Raw genomic sequence first — 25,591 nt, forward strand, 5'->3', positions numbered from 1 at the left:
AGGTGCCATGCTGTGGTCATGCCTGCGATCTGGACCGGAGTGATCGCGTTCGGGCTGGTGAGCATCCCAGTCAGCCTGCGGTCGGCGACATCGAGCCACGACGTCTCGATGCACCAGTACCACGCGTCCGACGGCGGCCGGATTCGCTACCAGAAGGTCTGCGAGCTGGACGACGAGGTCGTCCCGGCCGAGGACATCGTCAAAGGCGTGGACCACGAGAGCGGCGAGACCGTGCTCCTCGACGACGACGAGCTCGAGGACCTGCCGGTGAGCTCGTCGAAGACGATCGAGGTCGTCCAGTTCGTGAGCGGCGAGCAGATCGACCCGATCCACTACGAGCGGTCCTACTACGCCGACCCGGGCAAGGCCGCGGCCAAACCGTACGTGCTCCTGCGCGAGGCGCTGCTCGACTCGGGCAAGGTCGCGATCGTCAAGGTCGCGCTGCGCCGCCGCGAGAGCCTCGCCGCGCTGCGGCCCCGCGACGACGTGCTGGTCCTCCACACCATGCTCTGGCCCGACGAGATCCGCCGCCCCGAGGTCGCCGGCCTCGAAGGCGAGGCCCGCAAGCAGGAGCTGGAGATGGCCGCGACCCTCATCGACACCATGACCGGCGACTTCGACCCCGAGGAGTACGAGGACGAGTACCAGGAGGCGCTGCGGGCCCTCGTCGACGCCAAGGCGCGCGGGCGCAAGACCCCGGCCAAGTCGAAGAAGGAGGCGCCGAAGGCGAAGGTCATCAACCTGATGGACGCGCTGCAGAAGAGCGTCGAGGCGAAGGAGGGCGGGCGCCGGCCCGCGAAGAAGGCGGCGAAGAAGACCGTCAAGAAGGCCGCGAAGAAGGCCACCGCGCGCAAGCAGACGGCCGAGCAGACCGCCAAGAAGGCCGCGCGCAAGCAGAAGAGCGCTTGAGCGGTGACCCCATGGCACCGGCTCCCGCGACCGCAGCCCTGCAGGACCGGTACCCGCTGCCGGAGTGGGTGGTCGACTCCAAGTTCAAGCGGGAGCTGACGCAGGCGGTCGCCGACGCGATCGCCGCCGAGACCGACCGCTGGCCCAGCCACGAGGGCCCCTCGGCGCTGCGGGAGCACGCCGAGCACGTCACCATGGCGGCCCGCACCGCCCTCGAACCCCTCCTGGCCTGGCTCCAGGACTGCGACACCGACGGCTACAGCTACCCCGGCGACATCCTCGTCTCCTACATCGCCCAACTCGCCCTCACCCGCCCCGGCGAGACCCTCGAGCCCGGCCGCTACCGCGAACTCCTGCGCGCCTACCGGCAGCACCTCGCCCTCCAGGCCCGGCGCTACGTCGCGTAAGCACGGCCGTCAAGTGCCCTGGGGGCGATCGCGGTAGGCGGTCGGGGTCATGGCGTGGTGGTGGTGGAACTGGCGCGAGAAGTACATGGGGTCGTCGAAGCCGGTCTCGCGGGCGACGGCGGTGACGGGGAGGTCGGTGCCGTCGAGCAGCTCGCGGGCCCGGGCCATCCGCAGCTGCACCTGGTACTGCAGCGGTGAGACGCCCAGGTGCTCGCGGAAGCGGGCGCTGAGGTGCGACGGGCTCAGGCCGACCATCGAGGCGAGCGCGGCCACCGAAGTGCGCTGCGGGGCGGTCGCCCGCAGATGCGCCACCGCCCGCTCCAGAGGGCTGGGCTGCGGCCCGGGGGCCCGGCGGCCGGTGGCGACCACATGGGCGAGGGCGTGCCAGGCCGCGCCGCTGCCCCGGACGAGCGCGGCGAGGGTCGGACCGGTGTCGAGCGCGTCGATGACCTGCGAGACCAGGCTCGCCACCGGGGCCGGATCGCGGAGGTGCGTCACCGGTCCGCCCGCCGCCTCGTGCGCGGTCCGGACGAGGTCCGCGGCGTCCGCGCCCGTGAAGTGCAGCCACCACAGCGTCCACGGATCCTGTTCGGCCGCACCGTAGGCGTGCGGGCGGTCGGCGGGCAGGAGCACCACGCCGCCGCGCGAGACCGGGAACCGGGTGCCGCCGGTGCGGCACCAGCCGGACCCGCCGGTGCAGACCAGCAGGACGTGCTCGGCGGCGCCCTGCGGGCGCGAGCGGCCGTGGCGCGCGGCGTGCGGGAAGTGTCCCGCGTCCGTCACCAGCAGCTTCCCGGTGAGCGGGTGGCGCAGCGCCCGGTCGACGGCGGCGCGGGGGACCACGAGCATCCGCTGCCCCGCGAAGCCCTCGGGGATCCCCTCCTCATCAGCGGCGATCAGCGATTCGTCCATGCCCATCATTGAAATGACCATCGACAGCCATGTCAAGCCCTCATAAGGTCGAGCCATGCCCATCGAAGCGTCGAGGATCGTCCTGCCCCACGCCCCGGACAAGCTCGCGGACCGGCCGGTGAAGGCCTGGCGCGAGCCGGTCGCGATCGACTCCTACGCCCCCGCCGCACCCGACCGGTACCCGGCCTACCTCGACCAGCGCGTCTACCAGGGCTCATCGGGCGCGGTCTACCCGCTGCCGTTCATCGACGCCGTCGCCCGCGAGAAGGCCCCGCGCGACTGGGACGCGATCCACCTCGAGAACGAGTACGTGCGGCTGATGATCCTCCCCGAACTCGGCGGAAGAATCCACATCGGATTCGACAAGACGCGCGGCCACGACTTCTTCTACCGCAACGACGTGATCAAACCGGCGCTCGTCGGCCTCGCCGGGCCGTGGGTCTCCGGCGGCGTCGAGTTCAACTGGCCCCAGCACCATCGGCCCGCCACCCACCTGCCCGTCGAGAGCCGCATCGAGTCCGAAGCGGACGGATCGGCGACCGTGTGGTGCTCCGACCACGACCCCTTCGCGCGCATGCAGGGCATGCACGGCATCAGGCTCCGCCCCGCGAGCGCCCTCATCGAGCTGCGCGGCCGCCTCGTGAACCGCAGCGACGAGGTCCAGACCTTCCTGTGGTGGGCCAACGCGGCCGCCAAAGCAGGGGAGGACTACCAGTCGTTCTTCCCCGCGGAAGTCCGCGTCGTCGCCGACCACGCCAAGCGCGCGACCTCCACATTCCCTGCGGCGCAAGGCGAGTACTACGGTATCGACTACCCGGCCCGCCGCACCGCCGAGCGGCCGGACGGCGACCGCCTCGACTGGTACCGCAACATCCCGGTGCCGACCTCGTACATGTGCCTGGGCGGCGAAGACGACTTCTTCGGCGGCTACGACCACGCCGCCGGCGCCGGCTTCGTCCACTGGGCCGACCACCGCACCGCGCCCGGCAAGAAGCAGTGGACCTGGGGCGACGCGCCCTTCGGCTGGGCCTGGGACGCCCACCTCACCGACGACAACGGGCCCTATGTGGAGCTCATGGCCGGGGTCTTCACCGACAACCAGCCCGACTTCGCGTTCCTCGCACCCGGCGAGACCAAGACCTTCTCCCAGTACTGGTACCCGATCCAGGACACCGGACCCGTCCACCAAGCGACATTGGACGCCGCCGTCCGTCTCGACATCGACGGCACCCGCGTGCGGATCGCCGCCGCGGCCACCTCCTCGCGCCCCGGCGCGAAAATCCGCCTCCGCGCCGGCGACCGAACCGTCTACGCCGCGGAAGGCGACCTCGCGCCCGGCGCCCCGCACGTCGCCGCATTCGACATCGATGGCGGGACCGGAGACCGACCCGCAGCGCTCGACCCGGCCGACTGCGAACTCGTCGTCGAGCACGGCGGCCGCACACTCGTGTCATGGCGGCCGAACCCGGAGCCCGCCGCACCGACCGCAGTCGCACCGGCGACCGAACCGCCTGCGCCCGAAGCGATCCCGTCAACCGACGAGCTGTACCTCACCGGCCTCCACCTCGACCAGTACCGGCACGCGACCCGCTCGCCCGAGCCCTACTGGCGCGAGGCCCTGCGCCGCGACCCCGGCGACGCCCGCAGCAACACCGCGCTGGCCGCGCGCCTCGCCCGCGCCGGGCGGCTCGCGGAGGCCGAGACGCACTTGCGCGCCGCGGTCGACCGCTTGACCGCGCGGAACCCGAACCCGCGCGACGGCGAGGCCCACTACCGGCTCGGCATCGTGCTCGCCCGCCAAGGCCGCGCCGCCGAAGCCCAAGCGGCCCTGGGGAAAGCCCTCTGGGACGGCGCATGGGCCGATGCCGCCGCGGTCGCCGCCGCCCGGCTCGACCTCGCCGCCGGCCGCGACGCCGAGGCCGGCCTCCGCGCGGTCGTCGCCCGCAGCCCCCGCCACACGCAGGCCCGCAACCTCCTCGCCGTCGCGGTACTGCGGCGCGGCGACCGCGCCGACGCGGCCGAGATCGTCCAGGAGACCTTGCGCGACAACCCGCTCGACGCCTGGGCCCGCGACCTCGCCGCGGCACTTGGTGTCGAGGCGGCGCCGACGAACGACCCGACGATCGCGCTCGACGTCGCCCTCGAATACCGCCTCATCGGTGAGGACGACCCCGCGATCGCCGCGTTCGCGACCGCTGCGGCCCTCACGCCGGCCCCCGGCCAGGTCAACGTCGCACCCCTCGCCTGGCTCCACCGCGCCGACCTCGCCCTTGAACGCGGCGACGAGGCCGCAGCCGACCTTGCGCTGCAACGGGTCCGCGAACTCGACCGCACCTGGTGCTTCCCCACCCGCACGGAGGACGACGCCCTCGCACGGCTGCGCACGCGCCGCCCGGACGACCCGGTGCTCGCCGCGCTCGCGGGCCACCGCCTGTACGCGGCGGGCCGCCACCGCGAAGCGATCGCCGCATGGGAGACCGCCGCCGAGGCGAACGACCCGGTGGTGCTGCGCAACCTCGGCGTCGCCGCCCACAACGTCGAAGGCGACCCCGAGCGCGCCGCCCACTGGTACGCCCTCGCCCGCGAGGCCGCGCCCGACGACGCCCGGCTGCGCTACGAGGCCGACCAGCTCGACGCCCGCCGCGGCGTCGACCCCGCGCAACGCCTTGCGGCCCTTGCCGACCGCCGCGACCTCGTCGACCAGCGCGACGACCTCGCGGTCCAGTTCGCCGAACTCCTCACGGCGGCAGGCCGTCCCGGCGACGCACTCGACGTGCTCGCGGGCCGCGCCTTCCAGCCGTGGGAGGGCGGCGAAGGGCGGGTGCTCGCGGCCTGGGAGGACGCGCAGGCGGCACTCGCGCGCCAAGCCCTGGCGGGGGCGGAGGCGAAGCGCACGGCCGTCCGGATGGCAGTCGGCGGGGCCGACGCGACGAAGACGGAAACTGAGAAGGCAGACGCCGCGGCAGGAGCCGAATCGGCGGTCGCTCACGCCATGGCCGCGCTGACGCCGCCCGCGAACCTCGGCGAGGCCCGGCACCCGCTCGCGAACACGGCGGACCTCCACCTCCTGCTCGGCGACGCCCTGGCCGCGACCGGCGACCACGCCGGCGCCCGAAGCGCCTGGGAACGTGCCGCCTCCCAGCAGGGCGACTTCCAGACCATGCGCGTGCAGGCCCACTCCGAGCACTCCGCCGCCGCGGTCACCGCACTGCGTCGCCTCGGTGAATCCGAAGCGGCCCAGGCGCTCCGGGACGGCCTCGCCCGGTACATCGACGAGCAGGCCGGCGCGACCGCGACCATCGACTACTTCGCGACCTCACTGCCCTCAATGCTGCTGTTCACCACCGACCTCCAAGCCGCCCATGAGGTCCGGGTACTGGTGCTGCGCGCGCAACTGGCAATGCTCGACGGCGAACCCGACAGGGCTGCGATGCTCGCCCGGGAGGCGCTGCAGCAGGAACCGCTCAACGCCGCGGCGCGAGCCGTCGCAGCCGAAGCGCCGCGCGCTGGCCTGAGTGAAGGAACGGCATGAACGACCGAGCCGGACCCCGCGAGTCGATCGCTTCCTTTGCCGGTGGTGCTGTGCGGCGGTCCGCCTGCCGCAGGCGCACGCTCGCGCGCGAGGCCGCTGCGGTGCGTAGGGCATGCCCCTTCCCACCCGCATCCGCCTCCGACCAACCGAAAAGGACCACACTTTCACGAGGGTCCGACATTGCGGCGTTTTCGCAGTTCAGAGCCAACATGCAGCGACCGGACCAGGGGTCTTGCCTGCGTGCGAAGCCCGAACGCCGCCGCGTGAACACCGCACGCTGACCGCACCATCCAACCGCAAGGAGCCGCAACCGTGACACCCGCTCATCTTCCCGAACGCCTCGCGATCACCCTCTGGGACTTCTCCTGGTACGTGCGCACCGGACCCGGCGAGCCGTTCGAGGACCTCGACGCCGCGCTCGCCCGCGCCGTCGACCTCGGCTACAACGCAGTGCGCATCTGCGCGATGCCGTTCCTGCTCTTCAGGTCCGGCCTCGACACGACGGCGCTGCGCCTCGAACCGCTCGGGGGCGAACCGGGCGGCTACGGCTCCCGCGTCCGCTGGTACGACGTCCGCGAGACCACCGTGATCGACGCCGAGGCCCACCTCCTCGCCCTCTTCCGCGCCGCCGACCGCCACGGGGTGAAGGTCATCTCCTCGTCCTGGGAGTACCAGCAGAGCCCGGCCTTCGCCGACGACCCCGCCTGGTACGAAGCGCTGCACGCGATCGAGCCCGAGGACCGGCTCACCGTTCTCGCCGAGGCCCAGGCCGACCTCGTCGACCTGCTCGCCGAACACGGCCTCGCCCATGTCCTCGCGTGCGTCGAACCGCACAACGAAGTCCAGATCGGACACCTCACGGCCGGCCTGCCCGGCGTCGAAGACGCCGTCGTCGAGCTCCAGGGCCGACTCGAAGCCGGCATCGCCGCCTTCCAGGCCCGCCACCCCGAGGTGCTCTGCGCCCCCAACTACGGGGGCGTCCCGATCGGGTCCCTGCGGGGCCTGCCCCGCAACGCGACCGCGCTCGCCTTCCACCCGTACGTCTACGGCGTGCTGGACGATCTCGTGGAGGAGTTCGGCCTCCGCCGCGACCCCGCGCGGTTCCCGCAGGAGCGCGCCGACGCCGAACTGCTCCGCCCCGGCGCCCCGCCGCTCGCCGAGTGGCGGCTGCCGCAGGCGCACGCGTGGAAGCTCAAGGCCTCGATCATGCAGCCCGCCGAGATCTACGTCCACGACTGGTGCGACCCCGAGCGGTTCGACCGGTGGCTCTACGACCGGTATGGCGCGCACCGGGTCGCGATGGCGAACCGTCTGCGCGACTGGATCGACGCCGCGGCCGACCACGCCGCCCGCCTCGGCGTCCCGCTGCTCTTCGGCGAGGGCTGGGTCGGCTACACGCCCCGCGACGGCCGCTTCGAGGAAGGACCGGTCGGCGCCCAGATCTGCCGCGACGCCATCGCCCACTCGGTGCGGGTCGGCGCGTGGGGCTCGATCGTGTGCTCCAACGCCGCACCGCAGCATCCCATGTGGAGTGACGAGGCGCTGCAGCGCGAATGCAACGCCGCGCTGCTGGCACCGGTGAAGTGACGGCGAGGTGTCGAGGCGCGGTTCCTCGGCCTGCATGACGCCGCCAGGGCCGGTCCGCCCGTTGCGAGCCGGGTGCGGCCCTGCCCGCCGATCGGCCCCGCGCTCGTAGGTGGCGGCGCCGCGGACCTGAGGAGCCCTGCCCCACGGTCGGTACAGCGAGGCGGGGTGCGAGCCCGAGGCGGGGCCGCGCCGGAACCAAGATCCGACCGAGGATCAGGGCCGCAGACGGAACGCCTTGTGCGTGGGCCGGAAGCCCGCCGCCTCCAGCAGCGGTCCGAGCGGCGCCGACAGCGCCGGGTCGTCGTTGACGCGTTCGATCGACAGCGGACCGGTGGCGCCCCCGCGCGCCGCTTCCGCCAAGGCCTCGACGGCGGCCCGCAGGCGGGCGTCGTGGTCCCCCTCGGCCGATGCCTCTGCGGGCCAGGCGAGCAGCGTCTTGCCGCCGCGCTCGAGGTAGAGCACGAGCGCGCCGTCGACCAGGACGACGAGCGAGCCCGCCTTGCGGCCGGGCTTGTGGGCCGCGCCCGCGGGCGGTTCGGGCCATGGCAGGGCCGCACCGTACGCGCTGGCGGGATCGGCCGCGGCCAGGACCACCGCGTCGAACCCTGCCGAGCGCTCGCGGCGGGTCGCCATGGCGCGCAAGCGGTCGACGGCGCCGTCCGCGGCGAACTGCGCTGCGCCGAGGCCTTCGACCACGTAGCCGCGTCGGGCCTTCCCCGACTCCTCGAAGACCGAGAGCACCCGGTAGACCTTCGCGAAGCCGCCCTCGATGTCCTCGGCCGCGACCGCGCCGCGGGTGACCACTCCGTGCCGGTCCAGGAGCGTCGTGGCCAGCGCGTGGGCGCGGACCGTGGCGTCGCTCGCGGGTGCGGGCAGCAGCGACCAGCGTCCGGCCACTGTGGGCATGACGGCGATGCCGGTCCCGGCGCGCAGCTCGCGCCAGCCCGAGCCGACGCCGGGGGAGTAGCGCCCGCGCGGGGCCGAGCGCTTGGCGCGGTGGGCGGTGGCGCCGGGGGAGCTGCCCGATCCGAGGTAGGCGCGCAGTGGCGCGAGCGTGTCGTTGGTGAGGCGTCCGGCCCAGACGAGGTCCCAGAGTGCTTCGGCGAGTTGGGATTCGGAGGCCTCGGGGTGGGCGGCGCGGACCTGCTCGGCGAGCTGGCGGAAGAACAGTCCGAAGCCGCCCGCGAGGGCGTCGAGGAGTGCGTTGTGGAGCGGCCCGGCTTCGAACGGTGCCGCCTCCGGGAGGAGCAGCGGCGCGGTCTCGGCCGGGTAGAGCGCGATCCAGCCGTCCTTGCCCGAGAGGCTGCCCGCTCCGGCCCATAGGACCTCGCCGGACGCGGTGAGTTCGTCGAGGAGCACCGGGGTGTAGTCGCCGACGCGTGAGGGCAGGACCAGTTTCTCCAGTGCGGAGGCGGGGACCGGGACGCCTTGGAGCTGTTCGACGGCGCGGGCGAGGCCGTCCACGCCGCGGAGGTCGCCGCCGAGGTGCTGCCATTCGGGCAGGAAGCCGGCGAGTGCGGCCGGTGCCACGGGTTCGAGTTCTTTGCGAAGGGCCGCAAGGGAGCGGCGGCGAAGGCGCCGCAGCACGCCGGCGTCGCACCATTCGCGGCCCTCGCCGCCGGGCCGGAACTCGCCTCCGGTGAGGCGGCCGTCGGCGGTGAGGCGCTGGAGGGCGCCGTCGGTGACGGCGACGCCGAGGCCGAAGCGGGCGGCGGCGTCGCCGGAGGTGAAGGGGCCGTGGGTGCGGGCGTAGCGGGCGAGGAGGTCGCCGAGCGGGTCGGCGACGGGTTCGAGGAAGGCGGCCGGGACGTCGGCGGGCAGTGCGGAGCCGAGGGCGTCGCGCAGGCGGCCCGCGTCTTCGATGGCGGCCCAGTGGTCCCGGCCGGCGATGCGCACCTTGAAGGCCCGGCCGGCCGCCTCCAGTTCCGCGGCCCATTCGGGTGGGGCGCCGCGTTCGGCTAGTTCGGCTTCCTGGAGCGGGCCGAGGAGGCGCAGCAGGTCGGCGACGCTCTCGGCGTCCCTCGCGCGGCGGTCCCCGGTCAGCCACTGCAGCTCGGACTCCAACTGCGCCAATGCGTCAGGGTCGAGCAGTTCGCGCAGCTCGGCCTGGCCCAGCAGTTCGCCGAGCAGCCGGGAGTCCAGGGAGAGTGCGGCGGCGCGGCGCTCGGCCAGCGGGGTGTCGCCCTGGTACATGAACTGCGCGGCGTATCCGAAGAGGAGCGAGCGGGCGTACGGGGAGGCCTCGGGGGTCGCGACCTCGATGAGGCGCACGCGGCGGGCCTCGATGTCGCCCATCAGCTCGGCGAGGCCGGGCACGTCGTACACGTCCTGGAGGACTTCGCGGACCGCTTCGAGGATGATCGGGAACGACGGGTATTGCGCGGCGACCTCGAGCAGCTGCGAGGAGCGCAGTCGCTGCTGCCACAGCGGCTGCCGCTTGCCGGGCTGGCGGTGAGGCAGGAGCAGGGCGCGGGCGGCGGCCTCGCGGAAGCGGGAGGCGAACAGGGCGGAGCCGCCGGCGGCCTCGGTGACGATGCCGGTGATCTCGCCCTTGTCGAAGACGAGGTCGGCGGGGTCGAAGCCGAAGTCCTCGGTGTCGGGCAGGCGCAGGACGATCCCGTCGTCGTGGTGCATGAGCTGCGGGTCGACGCCGTGCCGTCCGCGCAGTCTCGCGCCGAGGGCGAGCGCCCAGGGGGCGTGGACCTGGGCGCCGAAGGGGGAGTGGACGACGATGCGCCAGTCGCCGAGCTCGTCGCGGAACCGCTCGACGACGATCGTGCGGTCGTCGGGCACGTGGCGGGTGGCCTCGGCCTGCTCTGCGAGGTAGGCGAGGGCGTTGCGGGCGGCGAAGTCGTCCAGGCCCGCCGCGTTGAGCCGCTTGCGGGCGCGGTCCTTCGGGAGTGCGGCGATCTCGCGGGTGAACGCGCCGAGGGCGCGGCCGAGTTCGAGGGGCCTGCCGAGGGTGTCGCCGATCCAGAACGGGAGGCGGCCGGGCACGCCGGGCGCGGGCGAGACGACGACGCGGTCGCGGGTGACCTCCTCGATGCGCCAGGAGGAGGTGCCGAGCGAGAACACGTCGCCGACCCGCGACTCGTAGACCATCTCCTCGTCGAGTTCGCCGACCCGGCCGCCGCCGCGCTTGGGGTCGGTGCCCGCCAGGAAGACGCCGAAGAGCCCCCGGTCGGGGATGGTGCCGCCGGAGGTGACGGCGAGGCGCTGCGCCCCTGGGCGGGCGGTGAGGTTCCCGGTCGCGCGGTCCCAGACCAGGCGCGGGCGCAGCTCCGCGAACGCGTCCGAGGGGTACCGGCCCGCCAGCATGTCCAATGTGGCGTCGAAGGCGGACTGGGGGAGCGAGGCGAACGGGGCGGCGCGGCGCACCACCGCGAGCAGGTCCGCGGCGGCCCAGTCGTCCATCGCGCACATCGCCACGATCTGCTGGGCGAGCACGTCGAGCGGGTTCGCGGGGATCTTGAGCGCCTCGATCGCCCCCTCCCGCATGCGCTCGACGACCACCGCGGACTGCACGAGGTCGCCGCGGGTCTTGGGGAAGAACACGCCGCGCGAGACCGCCCCGACCTGGTGCCCGGCGCGGCCGACGCGCTGCAGCCCGGACGCGACCGACGGCGGGGCCTCGACCTGGACGACGAGGTCGACCGCGCCCATGTCGATGCCGAGCTCGAGACTGGAGGTGGCCACGACGGCGCGCAGCCGGCCGGCCTTGAGGTCCTCCTCGACCAGCTTGCGCTGCTCCTTCGAGATCGAGCCGTGGTGGGTGCGGGCCAGGATCGGCGGTGCGCCCGGGGTCGCGGAGGCGCCGCCCATCAGCTCGGCCGGGCCGTGGTCCTCCGGCAGGCGCTCGCCGGTGCGCCGCTCGTACTCGATCTCGTTGAGCCGGCCCGAGAGCCGCTCGGCCACGCGGCGGGCGTTCGTGAACACGATCGTCGACCGGTGCTGCTCGACCAGATCGGTGATGCGCTCCTCCACGTGCGGCCAGATCGACCGGGCCGCACGGGCGGACCCGGACGGGGAGCTCGTCGCGGTCGGCGCCTCCGCCAGGTCGCCCATGTCCTCGACCGGGACGACCACCGAGAGGTCGAACACCTTCGCCGAAGGGGGCTGCACGATCGCGGTGCGCCGCTGCGGGGACACGAACCGGGCCACCTCCTCGACCGGCCGCACGGTCGCGGAGAGGCCGATCCGGCGGGCGGGCCGGGCCAGCAGCTCGTCGAGGCGCTCGAGCGAGAGCGCCAGGTGCGCGCCGCGCTTCGTGCCCGCGACGGCGTGCACCTCGTCGAGGATGACCGTGTCGATGCCGGCCAGCGCCTCCCGCGCCTTCGAGGTGAGCATCAGGAACAGCGACTCGGGGGTCGTGATGAGGATGTCCGGCGGCCGGACCGCGAGCGAGCGCCGCTCGGCGGGCGGCGTGTCGCCCGACCGCACGCCGACGCGGATCTCGGGTTCGGGGAGCCCGAGCCGGGCCGCTTCGGCGCGGATGCCTTCGAGCGGGACGGCGAGGTTGCGTTCGACGTCGACCCCGAGGGCCTTGAGCGGCGAGATGTAGAGGACCCGGCAGCGCAGCTTCGGGTCCTCGGGCGGCGGCGCGGAGGCGAGGGCGTCGAGCGAGGAGAGGAACGCCGCGAGGGTCTTGCCCGAGCCGGTGGGGGCTACGACCAGGACGTCCTTCTCCTCGGCGAGCGCCCGCCAGGCGCTCTCCTGCGCGGGCGTCGGCGCCTCGAACGCGCCCGTGAACCATGCGGCGGTCGCGGGCGAGAACCGGTCGAGCGCGGACGTGCGAGGTGAGGCCATACCGACAATCGTGCCCTGGACCGCCGACACGGCCGGGCCGGTTCGGCGATCCGTCCCGCCGCCCGGGCGTTCTCACGCCCGGGCGGCGGATCCGTTACGCGTCGAGGATCGCGAGTTCGCGGAGTTTCGCCTCGACCTCGGCGTTGCTCGGCTCGACCTGGTGCGTCCCGTCCGGGTAGACCACGACCGGGATGTTCGTCCGGCCCGAGATGCGCTGCGCCTCGCCGGCGGCGGCCGGGTCGGCCTCCAGGTCGACGTAGTCGACGTCGACGGCGAGTTCGCTGAACTGGCGCTTCGTGCGGCGGCAGTCCCCGCACCACTCGGCGCCGTACACGCGGATCGCAGTGCTGCCTTCGGCGTTCGCCATGTCGGTACCCCTTCTTTCGGCCTCCGTTACCGTAGACCTTTGCGAGCGCAGGCGGTAGCGAGTGAACGGGAGGCGCCAGGTGGGGGCGGTCAAGAGTGCAGTGGGCCACCCGGTGGGCGCGCACGTGCCCGTCGCGGGCGGCCTGGTCCGGCGCGGCATCGCCAACGCGATCGAGTTCGAGGTCGAAGCGCTGCAGGTGTTCATCGGCTCACCGCGAGGTTGGGCACCGCCCCGCCTCGACCGGGCGGTGGCCGACGACTTCCGCGAGCAGTGCGCCGCGCGCGGCTGGCCCGTCTACGTCCACGCCGCCTACCTGCTGAACCTCGCCTCGCCAGTGGCCGAGACCGTGCAGCGCTCGGTCGAGAACCTGCGCGTCGCGATGGCCTCCGCCGAGCGGATCGGCGCCGCCGGGGTCGTCGTCCACGCCGGGTCGTCGATCGACGGCGACCGGCCCGCCGCACTGAAGCGCCTCGCGCCCGCGTTCCGCGCCGTCCTCGACGACGCCCCGTCCTCGGTCAGGCTCCTCGTCGAGCCCACCGCCGGGGGCGCCAACTCGATGGCGTCCACATTGGTGAGCGCGGGGGAGTACCTGCAGGCCGTGGGCATCGCCGAAGTCGGCCTGTGCCTGGACACCTGCCATATGCACGCCGCCGGGGAGGACTTGGCGGACCGGGACGCCTTCGAGGCGTCCCTTGCGGCGCTGAGCGCGGCCGCCGGTCCGGGCCGGGTCGGCCTGGTGCACTTCAACGACAGCAAGGACCCGCGGGACTCGCGCCGCGACCGGCACGAGGCGCTGGGCGAGGGCCTGCTCGGCGACGACGGGCTCCGGGCGGTGGCGGCGAGCCCGGCGCTGGCGGGCATCCCGCTGATCGTGGAGACCGCGACCCAGGCCCGCGACGTGGCCCATGCCAAGCGCCTCGTCCGAGAGGCCGCCTCCGGCACGTCCTGACACGACGACCGCACCGGTCGAGAACGTGTCGACGACGGTCTATGTTTTCGACAACATTTCTGTTAGGTTGAGCCACGAACACGGGTGCGGGCACCGGCGCAGAACCCGCCCCACCGCAGCATGCCCCTTGAGGAGTGGCGATGAAGCCGAAGAGATCCATGTGGTGGAGGGCGCTGGCCGCGCTCTGCGCGGCGGCGGCGCTGGTGCTCGCACCGTCGGCCCCGGCCCAGGCCTACAACCCGACGGGCGGGGTCCTCTACGACCTCGGCGACCGGGACTGCCTGAAGGGCCTGGGGAACTGCGCGGTCTACCCCAAGTCCGCCCAACTGCCGAGCGGCCGCCTCGTCGCGGCCTTCGAGAACGCCGTCGTCGCCCCCTCCGGCAGCGCGGACGGCGAGACCCTGCCCGTCTACAAGAGCGACGACCTCGGCACCGGCTGGAGCCACCTCACCGAGGTGCCCGCCCCCGCCTACCTCTCCGCCGACCCGGCGTACGACCGGTACATCAGCCACTGGGGCAGCCCGTACCTCTACACCCTCCCGCAGCGGGTCGGCGACCTCGCCGCCGGAACGCTGCTGCTCGCCAGCGTCGTCACCGGCGACGACCACTACTACCTCGAACGCAAAGCGGCCGACCCGAACTGGGTGCCCACCAACGACGGCGACCGCTCCGACATGGCCCTCGCCCTGTACGCCAGCAATGACGAGGGCGCGACCTGGCGGGTCGTCAACATCATCGCCACCGGCGGCTGGCAGGGCGGCAGCGCCGGGGCCACGGGCGTCAACGTCGCCGCCGCCAACACCTACCGTCAGGTCGACCCCGTCTGGGAGCCGTTCCTGATGGTCTACAACGGACAGCTGGTGGCGTACTACTCCGACGAGAACGACTACATCGGCGTCACCGCCGCCGGCGTCCCGATCCTCGACCCGGCCAACGCCACCGCGCCCGACTCGCACGGGCAGATCCTGGTGCACAAGACCTGGAACGGCACCAGCGCCGCCTGGTCCAGCCCCGTGGTCGACGTGCAAGGCCTCACGCAGGGCATGGGCGGCGGCAAGACCGTGATCGGCGGCGGCCGTCCGGGCATGACCACCGTCGCGCCCACCTCGGACGGCAAGTGGCTCATCACCTACGAGTACTGGGGCGGCGGCGCGAACGTCCGCTACAAGGTCGCGAGCAGCCCGCTCGACTTCAGGACCGTGGGCGGCGAGGCGGGCGCGGCGATCGGCGGCCTCCCGGTCGCGAGCGGCTCACGCGCCCTCGCGACCGGCGGCAGCCCGGTCCTCATCGGACTCCCGGACGGCCGCATCGTCTACAACGCCTCGGGCAGCGGCAGCGTCTGGGTGAACGAGACCGGCTCGAGCACCGGCACCTGGACCGAGCACCAGACCGACATCGGCGCCGGGTACAGCCGGACCCTCCAGTACGTGGAGGGCACCGGCCGCGTCGTGATCCTGCAGGGCACGTGGGGCGGCCCGACCAGCGCCGCGGTCATCCGCTTCGGCGAAGTGGACCTCGGCGGCTCGGACGGCGCGTACCACCAGCTGGTGAACCGCCAGACCGGCCAGGTCCTGGGCACCGGCGGCAACACCACGGACGCGAACCTCGGCAACGGGGACGTCCCGGACGTGGTCCTCGAGGACGCCGGCGCGACCCCGGAGCCCGACACCCAGTACTGGCACCTCGCGACCAAGGGGGGCGACTCGGTGACCCTGCTGAACAAGTCGGGCGGCCGCGCCGCCGGCATCTGGACCGGCAGCGCCACGGCCGGCCAGCGGATCGGCCAGTGGGTCGACGACACCGCCACGGGCACCTGGAACCTCGTCGCCACCAGCGACGGCTACCACCGGTTCCAGTCCACAGCGAACCCGAGCCTCTACCTGACCGGCGGGGCCGAGGGCGCCGCGGCCACCTTGCAGCCCTTGACGGGCAACGGATCGCAGGAGTGGCGCCTCACCGCCGGCACCGCCGGTGCGGTGACCCTCGCGGCGCGCCATTCAGGCAAGTGCGCCGACGTGTTCGGCGCCTCCACTGTGAACGGCGCCGAGGCCGCCCAGTACGCCTGCAACGGCGGAGCGAACCAGTCCTGGCGGTTCCAGAGCCTCGGCAACGGCTACCACCAGGTCACGGCGGTCCACTCGGGCAAGTGCCTCGACGTGAACGCCGCCTCGACCGCCGACGCCGCCAGAGTCGTCCAGTGGACCTGCAACGGCGGCCGCAACCAGCAGTGGGAGGTCGTCGACGCCGGAGGCGGCAACATCCGGCTCGTCGCCCGCCACAGCGGCAAGTGCCTGGACGTGCCGAGCAGTTCGACCGCCGACGGCGCCCGCCTGCAGCAGTACGCCTGCAACGGCGGTCAGAACCAGCAGTTCACCTGGGCCGCAGCCTGATCAGCGCCCCGGCGCCCACGTCGTCGAGGCCCGGATCACGAGTTCGGTCTGCAGCGACGGCACCCGCGGCGGCGGCGCCTGATCGATCCGGCTGAGCAGCTCCTGCACCGCTGAACGGCCCTGCGCGGCGAAGTCCACGCGCAGGGTCGTCAGCGGCGGGGCGAAGTACGCCGCCTCGGGGATGTCGTCCACGCCGGTGACACTGACGTCCTCGGGGATGCGCAGGCCCAGCTCGCGCAGGGCGAGCATGGCACCCAGCGCCGTCTGGTCGTTCGCGGCCACGATCGCCGTCGCGCCCAGGCCGGCCCCGCGGCTCATCACCGCGTCGTACCCGGACTTGGCCGACCAGTCCCCGTGGATCGTCCCCGCCGACGCCAGGCCCCGGTCGCCGAGCGCGCGCTCGTACGCGCGGGCGCGGTTGCGCGCGGCGGAGTACGCGGACGGCCCGGCGATGTGGAGGAACCGCTCATGGCCGAGCCCGGCCAGGTAGGCGATCAATGACGGGAACCCGATGTCGCTCAACTCGGTGCGGTGCCCGGTGACCTCGTCGTCCTCCTCGGCGGCGATGTGCGCCGGGACCCGGAAGTCGGTGCGCTCGAAGACCTCGGTCATCGCGTCGGTGGAGGCCAGCGCGAGGATGCCGGCCACGTCCTGGCTCGCGGCGAGGCGGACGGCCTCGTCGACCGCGTCCGCGTCGGTCATGTCGAAGGTGATGATGTCGAGGAGGTACCCCGCCTGCCGGGCCGCGGCGCTGGCGCCCTGGATGATCCGGCTGGGGCCGACCTGCTCGATCTCATGGGTGAGGGCGGCGAGGCGGTGGGGGCGCCCGCTCTTGAGCGAGCGGGCGGTCAGGTTCGGGCGGTAGCGCAGCTCGTCCAGCGCCTTGGCCACCTTCTCCCGCGTCTGCGGCCGGATGCCCTGGTAGCCCTTGAGGAAGCGGCTCACCGTCTGGTGCGAGACGCCGGCGGCGCGGGCCACGTCGTAGATCGTGGCGGGTTTCGAGGCCGCCTCCGCGGACGCCTCGCCGGGGGTCCCCGGGGAGGGCGTCGTCTCGCCGACCGCGTCCACTGCCATCCACTACCTCCGAAGTCCGGTGCCCGTGCACCTGATTGTGCCGCGCCGGGCGCGGTGCCGCCCAGTCTGGCCCGGACGATCGAGTTTATCGAAAACATCTTGGTAAACACGTCTTGTTTTCGAAAACATTCTGCGTTAGCGTACACACCTGCCTCACCCGAAACAGCAACGGAGCGACAACGCGATGCCCCCTCACACCCTCCGACGACGCCGCCGCGACTGGCGCGGCTGGCAGTTCACCGGACCGTTCGCCGCGGTCTTCGTATTCGTGTTCATCGCCCCGCTCGCGTACGCACTGTGGCTGAGCCTCTTCCAGAACCGGCTCGTGGGCGGCAACGCGTTCGTGGGCCTGGAGAACTACGCCACCGCGCTGACCGACCCCCAGTTCTGGGACGGCTTCCTGCGCGTCCTGCTGTTCCTGGTCGTCCAGGTGCCGGTCATGCTCGCCCTCGCGCTCATCGCGGCCCTCGCGATCGACGGCGCCCGGCTCTACGCCACCGGCCTCTTCCGGCTGGTGATCTTCCTGCCCTACGCGGTTCCGGCCGTCGTCGCGGTCCTCATGTGGGGCTTCATCTACGGCGACCACTTCGGCCTCACCGCCGACCTCAACGAGCTCCTCGGCACCGACCTGCGGCCGTTCTCCTCCTCCTGGATGCTCGCCTCCCTCGGCAACATCGTCACCTGGGAGTACGTCGGCTACAACATGCTCATCTTCTACTCCGCCCTGAAGACGGTCCCGTTCGAGCTGTACGAGGCCGCCGAGATCGACGGCGCCCGCGGCGTCCAGGTCCTCAAGGCGATCAAGCTGCCCGCCGTGCGCGGCGCCGTCGTCATCGCCACGATCTTCTCGATCATCGGCAGCTTCCAGCTCTTCAACGAGCCGAACGTCCTCAAGCCCTTGGCCAACAACGTCGTCAACTCCTACTTCACGCCCAACATGTACGCCTACAACCTCAGCTTCGCGGGCCAGCAGTACAACTACTCCGCCACGATCGCGATCGTCATGGGCGTCATCACCGCCGCGATCGCCTACGCGGTCCAGTTGCGCGGCACCCGCAGGGAGGACCGCTGATGTCCCTCGCCACCCGACACCACCGCACGATCCACCACCGGGCCCGCCGGCCGCGCCACTCGGTCGCCTCACCGCGCAAGTCCCTCGTCCTCACCCTCCTCATGGGACTGTTCCTGGCCTACGCCCTCGTGCCGCTCGCCTGGCTCTTCATCAACGCCTCGAAGACCCAGGCCGACCTCTTCAGCGGCTTCGGACTCGCCTTCGGCGACTCCTTCGCCCTGTGGGACAACATCATGCGCACCTTCACCTACGACGACGGCATCTTCCTGCGCTGGCTCGGCAACACCCTGCTGTACGTCGTCGCCGGCGCCGGCGGTGCGACGCTCCTCGCCACCCTCGCCGGGTACGGCCTCGCCAAGTACGCCTTCCCCGGCCGCAAGGCCTACTTCGCCGTCATCCTCGGCGCGATCGCCGTGCCCGGCACCGCCCTCGCCGTCCCCACGTTCCTCCTGTTCAGCGAGCTCGGACTCACCAACACCCCCTGGGCGATCATCGTCCCCTCGCTGATCAGCCCCTTCGGGCTCTACCTGATCTGGGTCTACACCCTCGAATCGGTCCCGAAGGAGCTCCTGGAGGCCGCGCGCATCGACGGCGCCGGCGAGATGCGCATCTTCTTCACCATCTCGGCGAAGCTCCTCGCCCCCGGCATCGTCACCGTCGCGCTCTTCGCGGTCGTCGCCACCTGGAACAACTACTTCCTGCCGCTCATCATGCTCAGCGACCCGAACTGGTACCCGCTCACCGTGGGGCTCAACCAGTGGAGCGAGCAGGCCTCCGGCGTCGCCGCCGAACCGATCTTCAACCTCGTCCTGACCGGATCGCTCCTCACGATCGTCCCGATCGTCGCGGTCTTCATCCTCCTGCAGCGCTTCTGGCAGTCCGGCCTCAGCGCCGGAAGCGTCAAGGGCTGACCGGACCCCTCCGGCCCCGCCCAATCCAGCCCAGCCCCGTCCCGGGAGTCTCCGCACCCCCGCACCACGAAGTGAAGGAACCCTCACCATGTCGCACATCAAGCGCCGCACCGTCATCGGCACCGTCCCCGCCGCACTCGCCACCGGCGCCCTCGCCGCCTGCGGCGACGACGCCGCACCGGCCGCCGCCGGGAAGCCCGAAGACCTCGACGCCGCCCTCGAAGCGGGCGGCAAGCTCACCTACTGGACCTGGACGCCCTCCGGCGAAGCCCAGGCCGCCGCCTTCACCGCCCAGTACCCGAACGTCGAGGTCGAAGTCGTCAACGCCGGCACCGCCACCGACGAGTACACCGCCCTCCAGAACGCCGTCGCCGCCGGCTCCGGCGCACCCGACGTCGCCCAGATCGAGTACTACGCGCTGCAGCAGTTCGTGCTCTCCGACGCCCTCGTGGACCTCGCCCAGTACGGCCTCGCCGACCTCGAACCCCAGTACACCGCCTCGACCTGGGCCGCCGTCAACCTCGGCGGCGTCTACGGCCTGCCCCAGGACTCCGGACCCATGGTCCTGCTCTACAACCAGGCCGTCTTCGACCAGTTCGGCCTCACCGTCCCCGCCACCTGGGACGAGTACGTCGCCGCCGCCGAAACCCTCCACGCCGCCGACCCGAACCGCTTCCTCACCAACGACGCCGGCGACCCCGGCTTCGCCCAGCCCCTCATCTGGCAGGCCGGCGGCCGCCCCTACACCGTCGACGGCACGAACATCGGCATCGACCTCCAGGACGAGGGCACCCGCCGCTGGGCCGACCTGTGGAACCGGATGCTCCAGCCCGGACTCCTCGCCCCCATCCCCACCTGGAGCGACGACTGGTGGAAGGCACTCTCCAACGGCACCGTCGCCAGCCTCATCAGCGGCTCCTGGATGCCCGGCATCCTCGAAGGCTCGGTCCCCGAAGGCGCCGGGAACTGGCGCGTCGCCCCCGTCCCCAGCTACGACGGCACCCCCGTCACGGCCGAGAACGGCGGCAGCGCCCAGTCCGTGCTCAAGCAGTCCGCGAACCCGGCCCTCGCCGCGGCCTTCCTGCGCTGGCTCAACAGCTCCCCGGAGAGCATCGCCGTGTTCCTCGAGAACGGCGGCTTCCCCTCCACCACCGCCGAACTCGCCTCACCCGAGTTCACCGGCACCGCCCCCGACTACTTCGGCGGCCAGCGGATCAACGAGGTCTGCGTCGCCGCCTCCGAGAACGTCGCCACCGGCTTCCAGTACCTGCCGTTCCAGGTCTACGCCAACAGCGTCTTCCCCGACACCGTCGGCGCCGCCTACACCGAGCAGGGCGACCTCAACGCCGGGCTCGAGGCCTGGCAGGAGTCGCTGCAGGAGTACGGCGAGACCCAGGGCTTCCAGGTGGACTGACCCTCGCACGGGCACCTGTACGACCGCTGCGCGGCCGCGGCGATCCGTCTCGGCCGCGACCGCGCAGCCTTCCAGCCGCACCAGTGAGGCTTCAGGCCGCCTCGGGCTCGCGCACGCCCCTCCACATCGCGAGGAACGCCACGAGACCCACTGCGGCGCACATGATCCACACGAACGACTGCTCGATCTGGAACAGGTAGGTGCCCACGGCCGGCCCCAGCGCGTAGCCGCCGATCTGGGCCGTGGTGATCGCCCCGATGTAGCGGCTGCGGTGCCGGTCCGTGGGGGCCGCGAGCGCCGGGTACGCCACCACCGAGGGCGCGGAGATGATCTCGCCGAACGTCCACACCAGGACCCCCGCGAAGCACACCCAGATCCCCGCCGGAACCCCGAACAGCGCCAGGCCCGCGCCGATGAAGAGGCTGCCGAACGCGATCGTCGTCCGCATCGGCAGCCGCTGCGCGTACCGGGTCACCGGCAGCTCGAACAGGATCACGATGGCGCCGTTCAAGGTCACGATCGTCCCGTACAGCCACGCCGGATGGCCCTCGCTCAGGATCTGCAGCGGCAGCACCGCCTGGTACTGCGACTCGATGAACCCGGTCAGGAACATCGCGACGATCACCAGCACGTACTTCGAGTCCTTGAAGACGTCCCGGTAGCTCACCGCCCGCGCTTCGTCGGGCGACTCCTCACCGTCGCGCGCGTTCGGGAGCAGGAGCAGCGCGATGAGCCCGAACGCGATGTGCGTCAACGCGTTCACCACGAACATCAGCGCGAACGAATGCGTCAGCAGCCACACCCCGAGCATCGGCCCGGCCGCCGCGCCGACGTTCAGCCCCAGCCGCGCCGCGGCCGAGACCATCACGAGCCGCTGCGGCGGCGTCAGCGCGGCCATCATCGCCGCGGCCGCGGGCCGGTACATCTGCCCGAACAGGCCCGCCGCGAACGCGAGCGCGACGAGCAGCCGGTAGTCGTCGGCGAACGCGACCCCGAGCACCGCCAGTCCGGAGAGGAGCATCGACCCGACGATGACCTGCCGGGCGCCCCACCAGGCCGTGACCGTGCCCGAGGCGAAGCTCCCGACTATCGAGCCGACGCCGAACACCGTGAGCGCGAGCCCCGCGCCGGCGGGGGAGTGGCCGAGATCGGTGAGGTAGAGCGTGAGGAAGACCGCGATGAAGGTGCCGGTGCGACTCAGCGCGATGCCGACGAGGAGGGTGATGACCGACGGCGGCAGGTCCCGCAGGGTGGACCAGACGCCGTCGTCGGCCTCCTCGGGGGCGCGGGTCCCGCTCATGCGGCTCCCCGCAGCGGCGTGCACTCGAAGATCGTCTCGGCTTCGGCGCGGTCGAGGATCTCCTGGCACTCGTTCGCACTGCCGCCCATGGCGATCAGGCAGCCGTAGCGGGCGATGTACCCGTCCGGCGGCATGAGGAGCTCGTCCCCGGGGGCCGCGACCTGGACCGTCTCGAGTTCGCCGGCGCGCGCGGGCGGGAGCGCGATCTTATCGACGACCGCGCTGCAGGGCGGCACGAGGAACCGGATGGCGGCGTGGCGGTCCTGGCGGTGGGTGAGGTCGGGCCGTGCGCCGAGGGCGAGCCGGGTGCCCGCGACGCCGGAGTCGATCCCGTTGGCCAGCATGCCGAGATAGGGGATGAGGTCGCCGCCGAGCCGGCCGTTGATCTCCACCAGGACGGGGCCTGAGGGGGTCAGTTTGACCTCGGTGTGGGTGCTGCCGTGGCGCCAGCCGACCGCTTCGTGGGCGGCGGCGAGCATGCCGGTGAGTGCCGCGTCGGCCAGCAGCGGGTCGTGCGGGTCGACGGTGTGCCCCATCTCCTCGAAGTACGGTTCGGGTCCGATCTGCTTGCGCGCCAGCGCGTACGGCAGGTACTCGCCGTCGATGACGGCGGCGTCCACGCTGATCTCGGGCCCGGTGAGGTACTGCTCCAGGAGCAGCGTCCCGTCGTTGCGCATGCCCGCCTGCCGGGTCCGCCTCGCCGCCGCGACGGCCGCGGCCAGGTCCTCGGCCCGGTCCACTTTGATCACGCCTTGGCTCGCGCCGAGTGCGATGGGCTTGACCACCAGAGGGAATCCGATCGCGGCGGCCGCCTGAGCCCCGCCTTCACCCGGGGCGAGGACGTGGAAGGCCGGTTGCGGCAGCCCCGCTTCGGTGAGGGCCCGGCGGGTGGCGGACTTGTCGCGGACGGCCCGCACCGCTTCGGGGTCGGGGCCGGGCAGGCCGAGTTCGGCGGCGGCTTCGGAGGCGGCCTGGACGGCGGCCTCGTGCCAGCAGAACACGCCGAGGACGTTGTGCTCGGCGGCGACCCGCCGCACGGCGTCGCGGGCCGCTTCGGGGTCGAACACGTCGCAGACGGTGTGCCCGGCGAGGTACTTCGCCTGCCAGGTCGGCTCGGCGGGGTCGAGCGCCCACAAGGGGGGCCCGTCCGCGGCGGCGGAGGCCAGGAGGTACTCGCGGAACAGCTCGTGCCCGGTCCCCATGATCAGCAGCAGGTCCATCGGCGTCGCTCCATTCTGGTCAGGGCAGGATCAGGCCTTGCTCGGTGAACGCGTCCCGAGCGCCGGGCTGGTCGAGGACGCCCACTTCCTCGAACAGCCGCAGGGTCTTCGCCGCCGAGTGCCGGATGCCGGCCAGCACCCGCTCGCTCGAGAAGGAGTCGGCGATGACGTCCTTCACCTGCGTCTCGCTGAGCCCGGTGGACAAGAGCGCGTCCCGCGCGGGGTCGGTGGCCGGGCGCAGCGACCGGAGGACGAGCGGCGGCAGGTAGTGCGCGACCCGCTGCCGCAGCGGCGGTTCGAGCCGGCTCCACAGGTGCTTGAAGAAAGCGCTGAAGAAGGCGTGGTGGCGGCCTTCGTCGATCGCGTGCTCGCGCACGGTCTCGCGCATGATGGTCACGACGCTCTCGTCCGGCGGGATGTCGGAGAGGATCGAGGTCACGAGCGTCTCGAACACCACGACCTGGAGCAGTTCCACGAGCTTGCGGTGCTGCGGGAACTCCTCGCCCACGGCGTCGAGCCCGGCGATGAACGGCCCGAAGTCGTAGTCCAGCGCCGGGATCCCGGAGCGGTTCACGAGCTGGTGCTGGACGTCGAGGCTGTACAGCGAGTGGTACCCCTCGTCGACGACGATCTTGTACGCGTCCATGCGGGTCGTCTCGTGCAGGTGCAGTCCGCTGGAGCCGTCCGCGATCTTCTGCGAGGCGCGCACGACCACCGCGACCTCGAAATGCATCGTGAACCGCAGCCACTGGTACGCGTGCTGCGCCGTCAGGTACCGGCGCAGCACGGGGTCGTCCTGATCGAGGAGCGGGTGGTCCAGGTGCGGCACCAGGTGCTCGGGGAAGAACGCCTTGTGGATGTCGTCCTCGGCGTCGATCATCTTGCGGTGCTCGGCCCGGACGCCGGCGCGTTCGTACCAGTTGCGGAAGGCCTCGATCCGCGGCATCGGGGCGTCGCCTGTGAACACGGCTACTCCCGGGTCCGCGCGGGGTGGTCGGCGGGCAGCTCGCGCCCGGGCTTGCCCACCAGGTACCCCTCGATGTAGAGGTGGTCGATCTCGGTGCGGGCGAAGGTCCGCAGCGCGTCCTCGGGGGTCTCGACGATCGGCTCGCCGTTGTCGTTGAACGAGGTGTTGAGGACGATCGGCACACCGGTGCGCTCGGCGAAGTGCGCGATCAGCTCGTGGTACTCGGGGTCCACTGCGGCGTCGACGGTCTGGACGCGGGCGGTGCCGTCCACATGGGTGATCGCGGGCAGCCCGTCGCGGCGGTCCTCGCGGACCGAGGGGACCAGCAGCATGAACGGGCTCGAACCGCGGAAGTCGAACCAGTCCTCGACGGCCTCGGCGAGCACCGAGGGCGCGTAGGGCCGGAACGGCTCCCGGTGCTTCACGGTGTCGTTCAGGTAGTCGCGCACGCGCGGGTGCCGCGGGTCGGCGAGGATCGACCGGTGCCCGAGCGCGCGCGGGCCCATCTCGGAGCCGCCGTTCACCCACGCCACGATGCGGTGCTCGGCCAGCAGGTCGGCCACCTCGCTGATCGGGGCCTGCCGCCACTCCAGCGTGCCTTCGTACGCCTGCAGCGCTTCGAGGACGCGCTCCTGCGAATAGCGCTGCCCGTAGGCGGCGGTGGTCATCTGCCCGCGCCGCTCGGTCCCGCCTTCGAGGATCTGGTGCCAGCCGTACAGGGCCGCGCCGATGGCGACGCCGGAGTCGCCGGCCGGGGCCGGGATGAACACCTCCTTGAAGGGGCCCTCGGCGAGGACGCGGTGGTTGGCGACCGAGTTGAGCATGACGCCGCCGCCGAGGCAGAGCCTGGTCTCGCCGGTGCGGCGGTGCGCCTCCCCGGCGAGGTGCAGCATGGCCTCCTCGAGCTCGTCCTGGACCTTGCGCGCCACGTCCTTGGCGAACCGGCAGTCCCAGCGCCGCTCGGTGAGCGACTCGAACTCGGCGCCGTCTGAGGCGACGATGTCCTTCCAGATCTGCTCGAGACCCGCCTGGGAGACGGTGATGTCGAAGCCGTCGAAGGTGAGCCACCGGCCCCAGTCGGGCCGGGGCTCGCCGTAGGGCGCCAGGCCCATCGTCTTGCCGGCCTCGGGGTAGCCGCCGCACTCGAAGACTCCGAAGTCGGGCGTCCCGTACCGGGTGGTGAACCCGAGCTTGGCGGTGAAGAAGTCGTAGAACAGCCCGATGCTCATGTCGCTGTAGTCGACCGGGTACGCCGTCTCGGCCACGCGGGTGAGTTCGACGCCGCTGCCGGTGAACAGGGTGTGCTTCTCGACCATGCCTTCGCCTGAGCGGCTGCCGGCCTGGTCGACGATGAGCACGGCCGCCCGCTCGAACGGCGAGGTGTAGAACGCGGTGGCGGCGTGCGCCAGGTGGTGCGAGGGGAACGGGAAGGCCCGCACCTTGCTCTTGTCCTTGAGCGGCAGGTCGCGCAGGATGCGCGGGACCGTGCGGTCGCCGAGCGGCCGGTTGCCGACGATGAGGTCGACCTCGTCGATGCCGATCCCGGCGGCGTCGAGGCAGTAGGCGATGGACTTGATCGGGATGAGTTTCGTGAGGCGCTCGAAGTGGCCCTGGATCAGGAACCCTTCGGAGTGCTTGATGCGGTCGAGCCGCTCCTCCTCGATCGCGGCGAGGACCTCGCCGTCCTTGACGATGGCGGCCGAGCGGTCGTGGCTGAGGTTGACGCCGAGGATGTAGGTCATCGGTGCGCGCTCCTTCCGGTGCTGGGGTGTGG

General features: G+C 72.4%; 17 protein-coding genes. 9 read left to right on the forward strand and 8 right to left on the reverse strand.

The window, feature by feature from the left end:
• Positions 1–18 precede the first annotated feature (18 nt).
• Entirely contained in the window at positions 19–909 is an 891-nt protein-coding gene (ku, locus tag QWI33_RS21255) for a non-homologous end joining protein Ku (RefSeq protein ID WP_289958383.1), read from the forward strand.
• 11 nt (positions 910–920) lie between these two features.
• The gene (locus QWI33_RS21260) at positions 921–1,316 is read left to right on the forward strand and encodes a hypothetical protein (RefSeq protein WP_289958384.1); all 396 of its coding nucleotides are present in this window, start codon (positions 921–923) and stop codon (positions 1,314–1,316) included.
• 9 nt (positions 1,317–1,325) lie between these two features.
• Here the strand turns inward: QWI33_RS21260 and QWI33_RS21265 are convergent, their stop codons facing one another.
• The gene (locus QWI33_RS21265; protein WP_289958385.1) at positions 1,326–2,228 is read right to left on the reverse strand and encodes an AraC family transcriptional regulator; all 903 of its coding nucleotides are present in this window, start codon (positions 2,226–2,228) and stop codon (positions 1,326–1,328) included.
• A gap of 55 nt (positions 2,229–2,283) precedes the next feature.
• Between QWI33_RS21265 and QWI33_RS21270 the strand changes: the two genes are divergently transcribed.
• Together QWI33_RS21270 and QWI33_RS21275 are read left to right on the forward strand one after the other, a co-directional pair.
• A complete protein-coding gene (locus tag QWI33_RS21270; protein WP_289958386.1) occupies positions 2,284–5,760 on the forward strand; it encodes a DUF5107 domain-containing protein in 3,477 nt (1,158 codons plus the stop codon).
• 312 nt (positions 5,761–6,072) lie between these two features.
• Positions 6,073–7,347, forward strand: coding sequence for a cellulase-like family protein (locus QWI33_RS21275; protein ID WP_289958387.1), 1,275 nt, complete (start codon positions 6,073–6,075; stop codon positions 7,345–7,347).
• A gap of 213 nt (positions 7,348–7,560) precedes the next feature.
• Here QWI33_RS21275 and QWI33_RS21280 read toward each other — a convergent pair whose 3' ends face one another.
• Both QWI33_RS21280 and QWI33_RS21285 read right to left on the reverse strand, forming a co-directional pair.
• On the reverse strand, positions 7,561–12,153 hold the full coding sequence (locus QWI33_RS21280) for an ATP-dependent helicase (protein WP_289958388.1): 4,593 nt from the start codon (positions 12,151–12,153) through the stop codon (positions 7,561–7,563).
• Positions 12,154–12,247: 94 nt separating this feature from the next.
• Positions 12,248–12,520: a glutaredoxin family protein gene (locus QWI33_RS21285; protein ID WP_289958389.1), complete on the reverse strand. Its 273-nt coding sequence runs from the start codon at positions 12,518–12,520 to the stop codon at positions 12,248–12,250.
• Between the two features lie 100 nt (positions 12,521–12,620).
• Here QWI33_RS21285 and QWI33_RS21290 point away from each other — a divergent pair, with 100 nt between their 5' ends.
• On the forward strand, positions 12,621–13,469 hold the full coding sequence (locus QWI33_RS21290) for a deoxyribonuclease IV (protein ID WP_289958390.1): 849 nt from the start codon (positions 12,621–12,623) through the stop codon (positions 13,467–13,469).
• A 158-nt stretch (positions 13,470–13,627) separates the two neighbouring features.
• Positions 13,628–15,859, forward strand: coding sequence for an RICIN domain-containing protein (locus tag QWI33_RS21295; RefSeq protein WP_353895505.1), 2,232 nt, complete (start codon positions 13,628–13,630; stop codon positions 15,857–15,859).
• On the opposite strand, the gene QWI33_RS21300 is transcribed toward QWI33_RS21295, so the two are convergent.
• On the reverse strand, positions 15,860–16,933 hold the full coding sequence (locus QWI33_RS21300; RefSeq protein WP_289958392.1) for a LacI family DNA-binding transcriptional regulator: 1,074 nt from the start codon (positions 16,931–16,933) through the stop codon (positions 15,860–15,862). It abuts the gene before it with no gap.
• Between the two features lie 184 nt (positions 16,934–17,117).
• Between QWI33_RS21300 and QWI33_RS21305 the strand changes: the two genes are divergently transcribed.
• From QWI33_RS21305 to QWI33_RS21315, 3 genes are all read left to right on the forward strand, one after another.
• The gene (locus tag QWI33_RS21305) at positions 17,118–18,005 is read left to right on the forward strand and encodes a carbohydrate ABC transporter permease (RefSeq protein WP_289958393.1); all 888 of its coding nucleotides are present in this window, start codon (positions 17,118–17,120) and stop codon (positions 18,003–18,005) included.
• Positions 18,005–18,916: a carbohydrate ABC transporter permease gene (locus QWI33_RS21310; RefSeq protein WP_289958394.1), complete on the forward strand. Its 912-nt coding sequence runs from the start codon at positions 18,005–18,007 to the stop codon at positions 18,914–18,916. Before QWI33_RS21305 ends, QWI33_RS21310 begins: the two co-directional genes overlap by 1 nt.
• Before the next feature lie 88 nt (positions 18,917–19,004).
• On the forward strand, positions 19,005–20,330 hold the full coding sequence (locus QWI33_RS21315; RefSeq protein WP_289958395.1) for an ABC transporter substrate-binding protein: 1,326 nt from the start codon (positions 19,005–19,007) through the stop codon (positions 20,328–20,330).
• Between the two features lie 91 nt (positions 20,331–20,421).
• Here QWI33_RS21315 and QWI33_RS21320 read toward each other — a convergent pair whose 3' ends face one another.
• From QWI33_RS21320 to QWI33_RS21335, 4 genes are read right to left on the reverse strand one after another with little or no spacing between them, the layout of a single operon-like run.
• Entirely contained in the window at positions 20,422–21,630 is a 1,209-nt protein-coding gene (locus QWI33_RS21320; protein ID WP_289958396.1) for an MFS transporter, read from the reverse strand.
• Entirely contained in the window at positions 21,627–22,850 is a 1,224-nt protein-coding gene (locus QWI33_RS21325; RefSeq protein ID WP_289958397.1) for an ATP-grasp domain-containing protein, read from the reverse strand. Before QWI33_RS21325 ends, QWI33_RS21320 begins: the two co-directional genes overlap by 4 nt.
• A gap of 19 nt (positions 22,851–22,869) precedes the next feature.
• On the reverse strand, positions 22,870–23,817 hold the full coding sequence (locus QWI33_RS21330; RefSeq protein WP_289958398.1) for a diiron oxygenase: 948 nt from the start codon (positions 23,815–23,817) through the stop codon (positions 22,870–22,872).
• Positions 23,818–23,819: 2 nt separating this feature from the next.
• Positions 23,820–25,559, reverse strand: coding sequence for a carbamoyltransferase family protein (locus tag QWI33_RS21335; RefSeq protein ID WP_289958399.1), 1,740 nt, complete (start codon positions 25,557–25,559; stop codon positions 23,820–23,822).
• Positions 25,560–25,591: the final 32 nt, after the last annotated feature.

The sequence above is a fragment of the Glycomyces tritici genome (assembly GCF_030403505.1).

Coding starts and splice junctions, on each gene's coding strand:
- QWI33_RS21285 (WP_289958389.1), bottom strand. CDS start 12,520: ATGGCGAACGCCGAAGGCAGCACTGCGATCCGCGTGTACGGCGCCGAG.
- QWI33_RS21305 (WP_289958393.1), top strand. CDS start 17,118: ATGCCCCCTCACACCCTCCGACGACGCCGCCGCGACTGGCGCGGCTGG.
- ku (WP_289958383.1), top strand. CDS start 19: ATGCCTGCGATCTGGACCGGAGTGATCGCGTTCGGGCTGGTGAGCATC.
- QWI33_RS21320 (WP_289958396.1), bottom strand. CDS start 21,630: ATGAGCGGGACCCGCGCCCCCGAGGAGGCCGACGACGGCGTCTGGTCC.
- QWI33_RS21300 (WP_289958392.1), bottom strand. CDS start 16,933: ATGGCAGTGGACGCGGTCGGCGAGACGACGCCCTCCCCGGGGACCCCC.
- QWI33_RS21325 (WP_289958397.1), bottom strand. CDS start 22,850: ATGGACCTGCTGCTGATCATGGGGACCGGGCACGAGCTGTTCCGCGAG.
- QWI33_RS21280 (WP_289958388.1), bottom strand. CDS start 12,153: ATGGCCTCACCTCGCACGTCCGCGCTCGACCGGTTCTCGCCCGCGACC.
- QWI33_RS21295 (WP_353895505.1), top strand. CDS start 13,628: ATGTGGTGGAGGGCGCTGGCCGCGCTCTGCGCGGCGGCGGCGCTGGTG.
- QWI33_RS21270 (WP_289958386.1), top strand. CDS start 2,284: ATGCCCATCGAAGCGTCGAGGATCGTCCTGCCCCACGCCCCGGACAAG.
- QWI33_RS21335 (WP_289958399.1), bottom strand. CDS start 25,559: ATGACCTACATCCTCGGCGTCAACCTCAGCCACGACCGCTCGGCCGCC.
- QWI33_RS21265 (WP_289958385.1), bottom strand. CDS start 2,228: ATGGACGAATCGCTGATCGCCGCTGATGAGGAGGGGATCCCCGAGGGC.
- QWI33_RS21315 (WP_289958395.1), top strand. CDS start 19,005: ATGTCGCACATCAAGCGCCGCACCGTCATCGGCACCGTCCCCGCCGCA.
- QWI33_RS21260 (WP_289958384.1), top strand. CDS start 921: ATGGCACCGGCTCCCGCGACCGCAGCCCTGCAGGACCGGTACCCGCTG.
- QWI33_RS21310 (WP_289958394.1), top strand. CDS start 18,005: ATGTCCCTCGCCACCCGACACCACCGCACGATCCACCACCGGGCCCGC.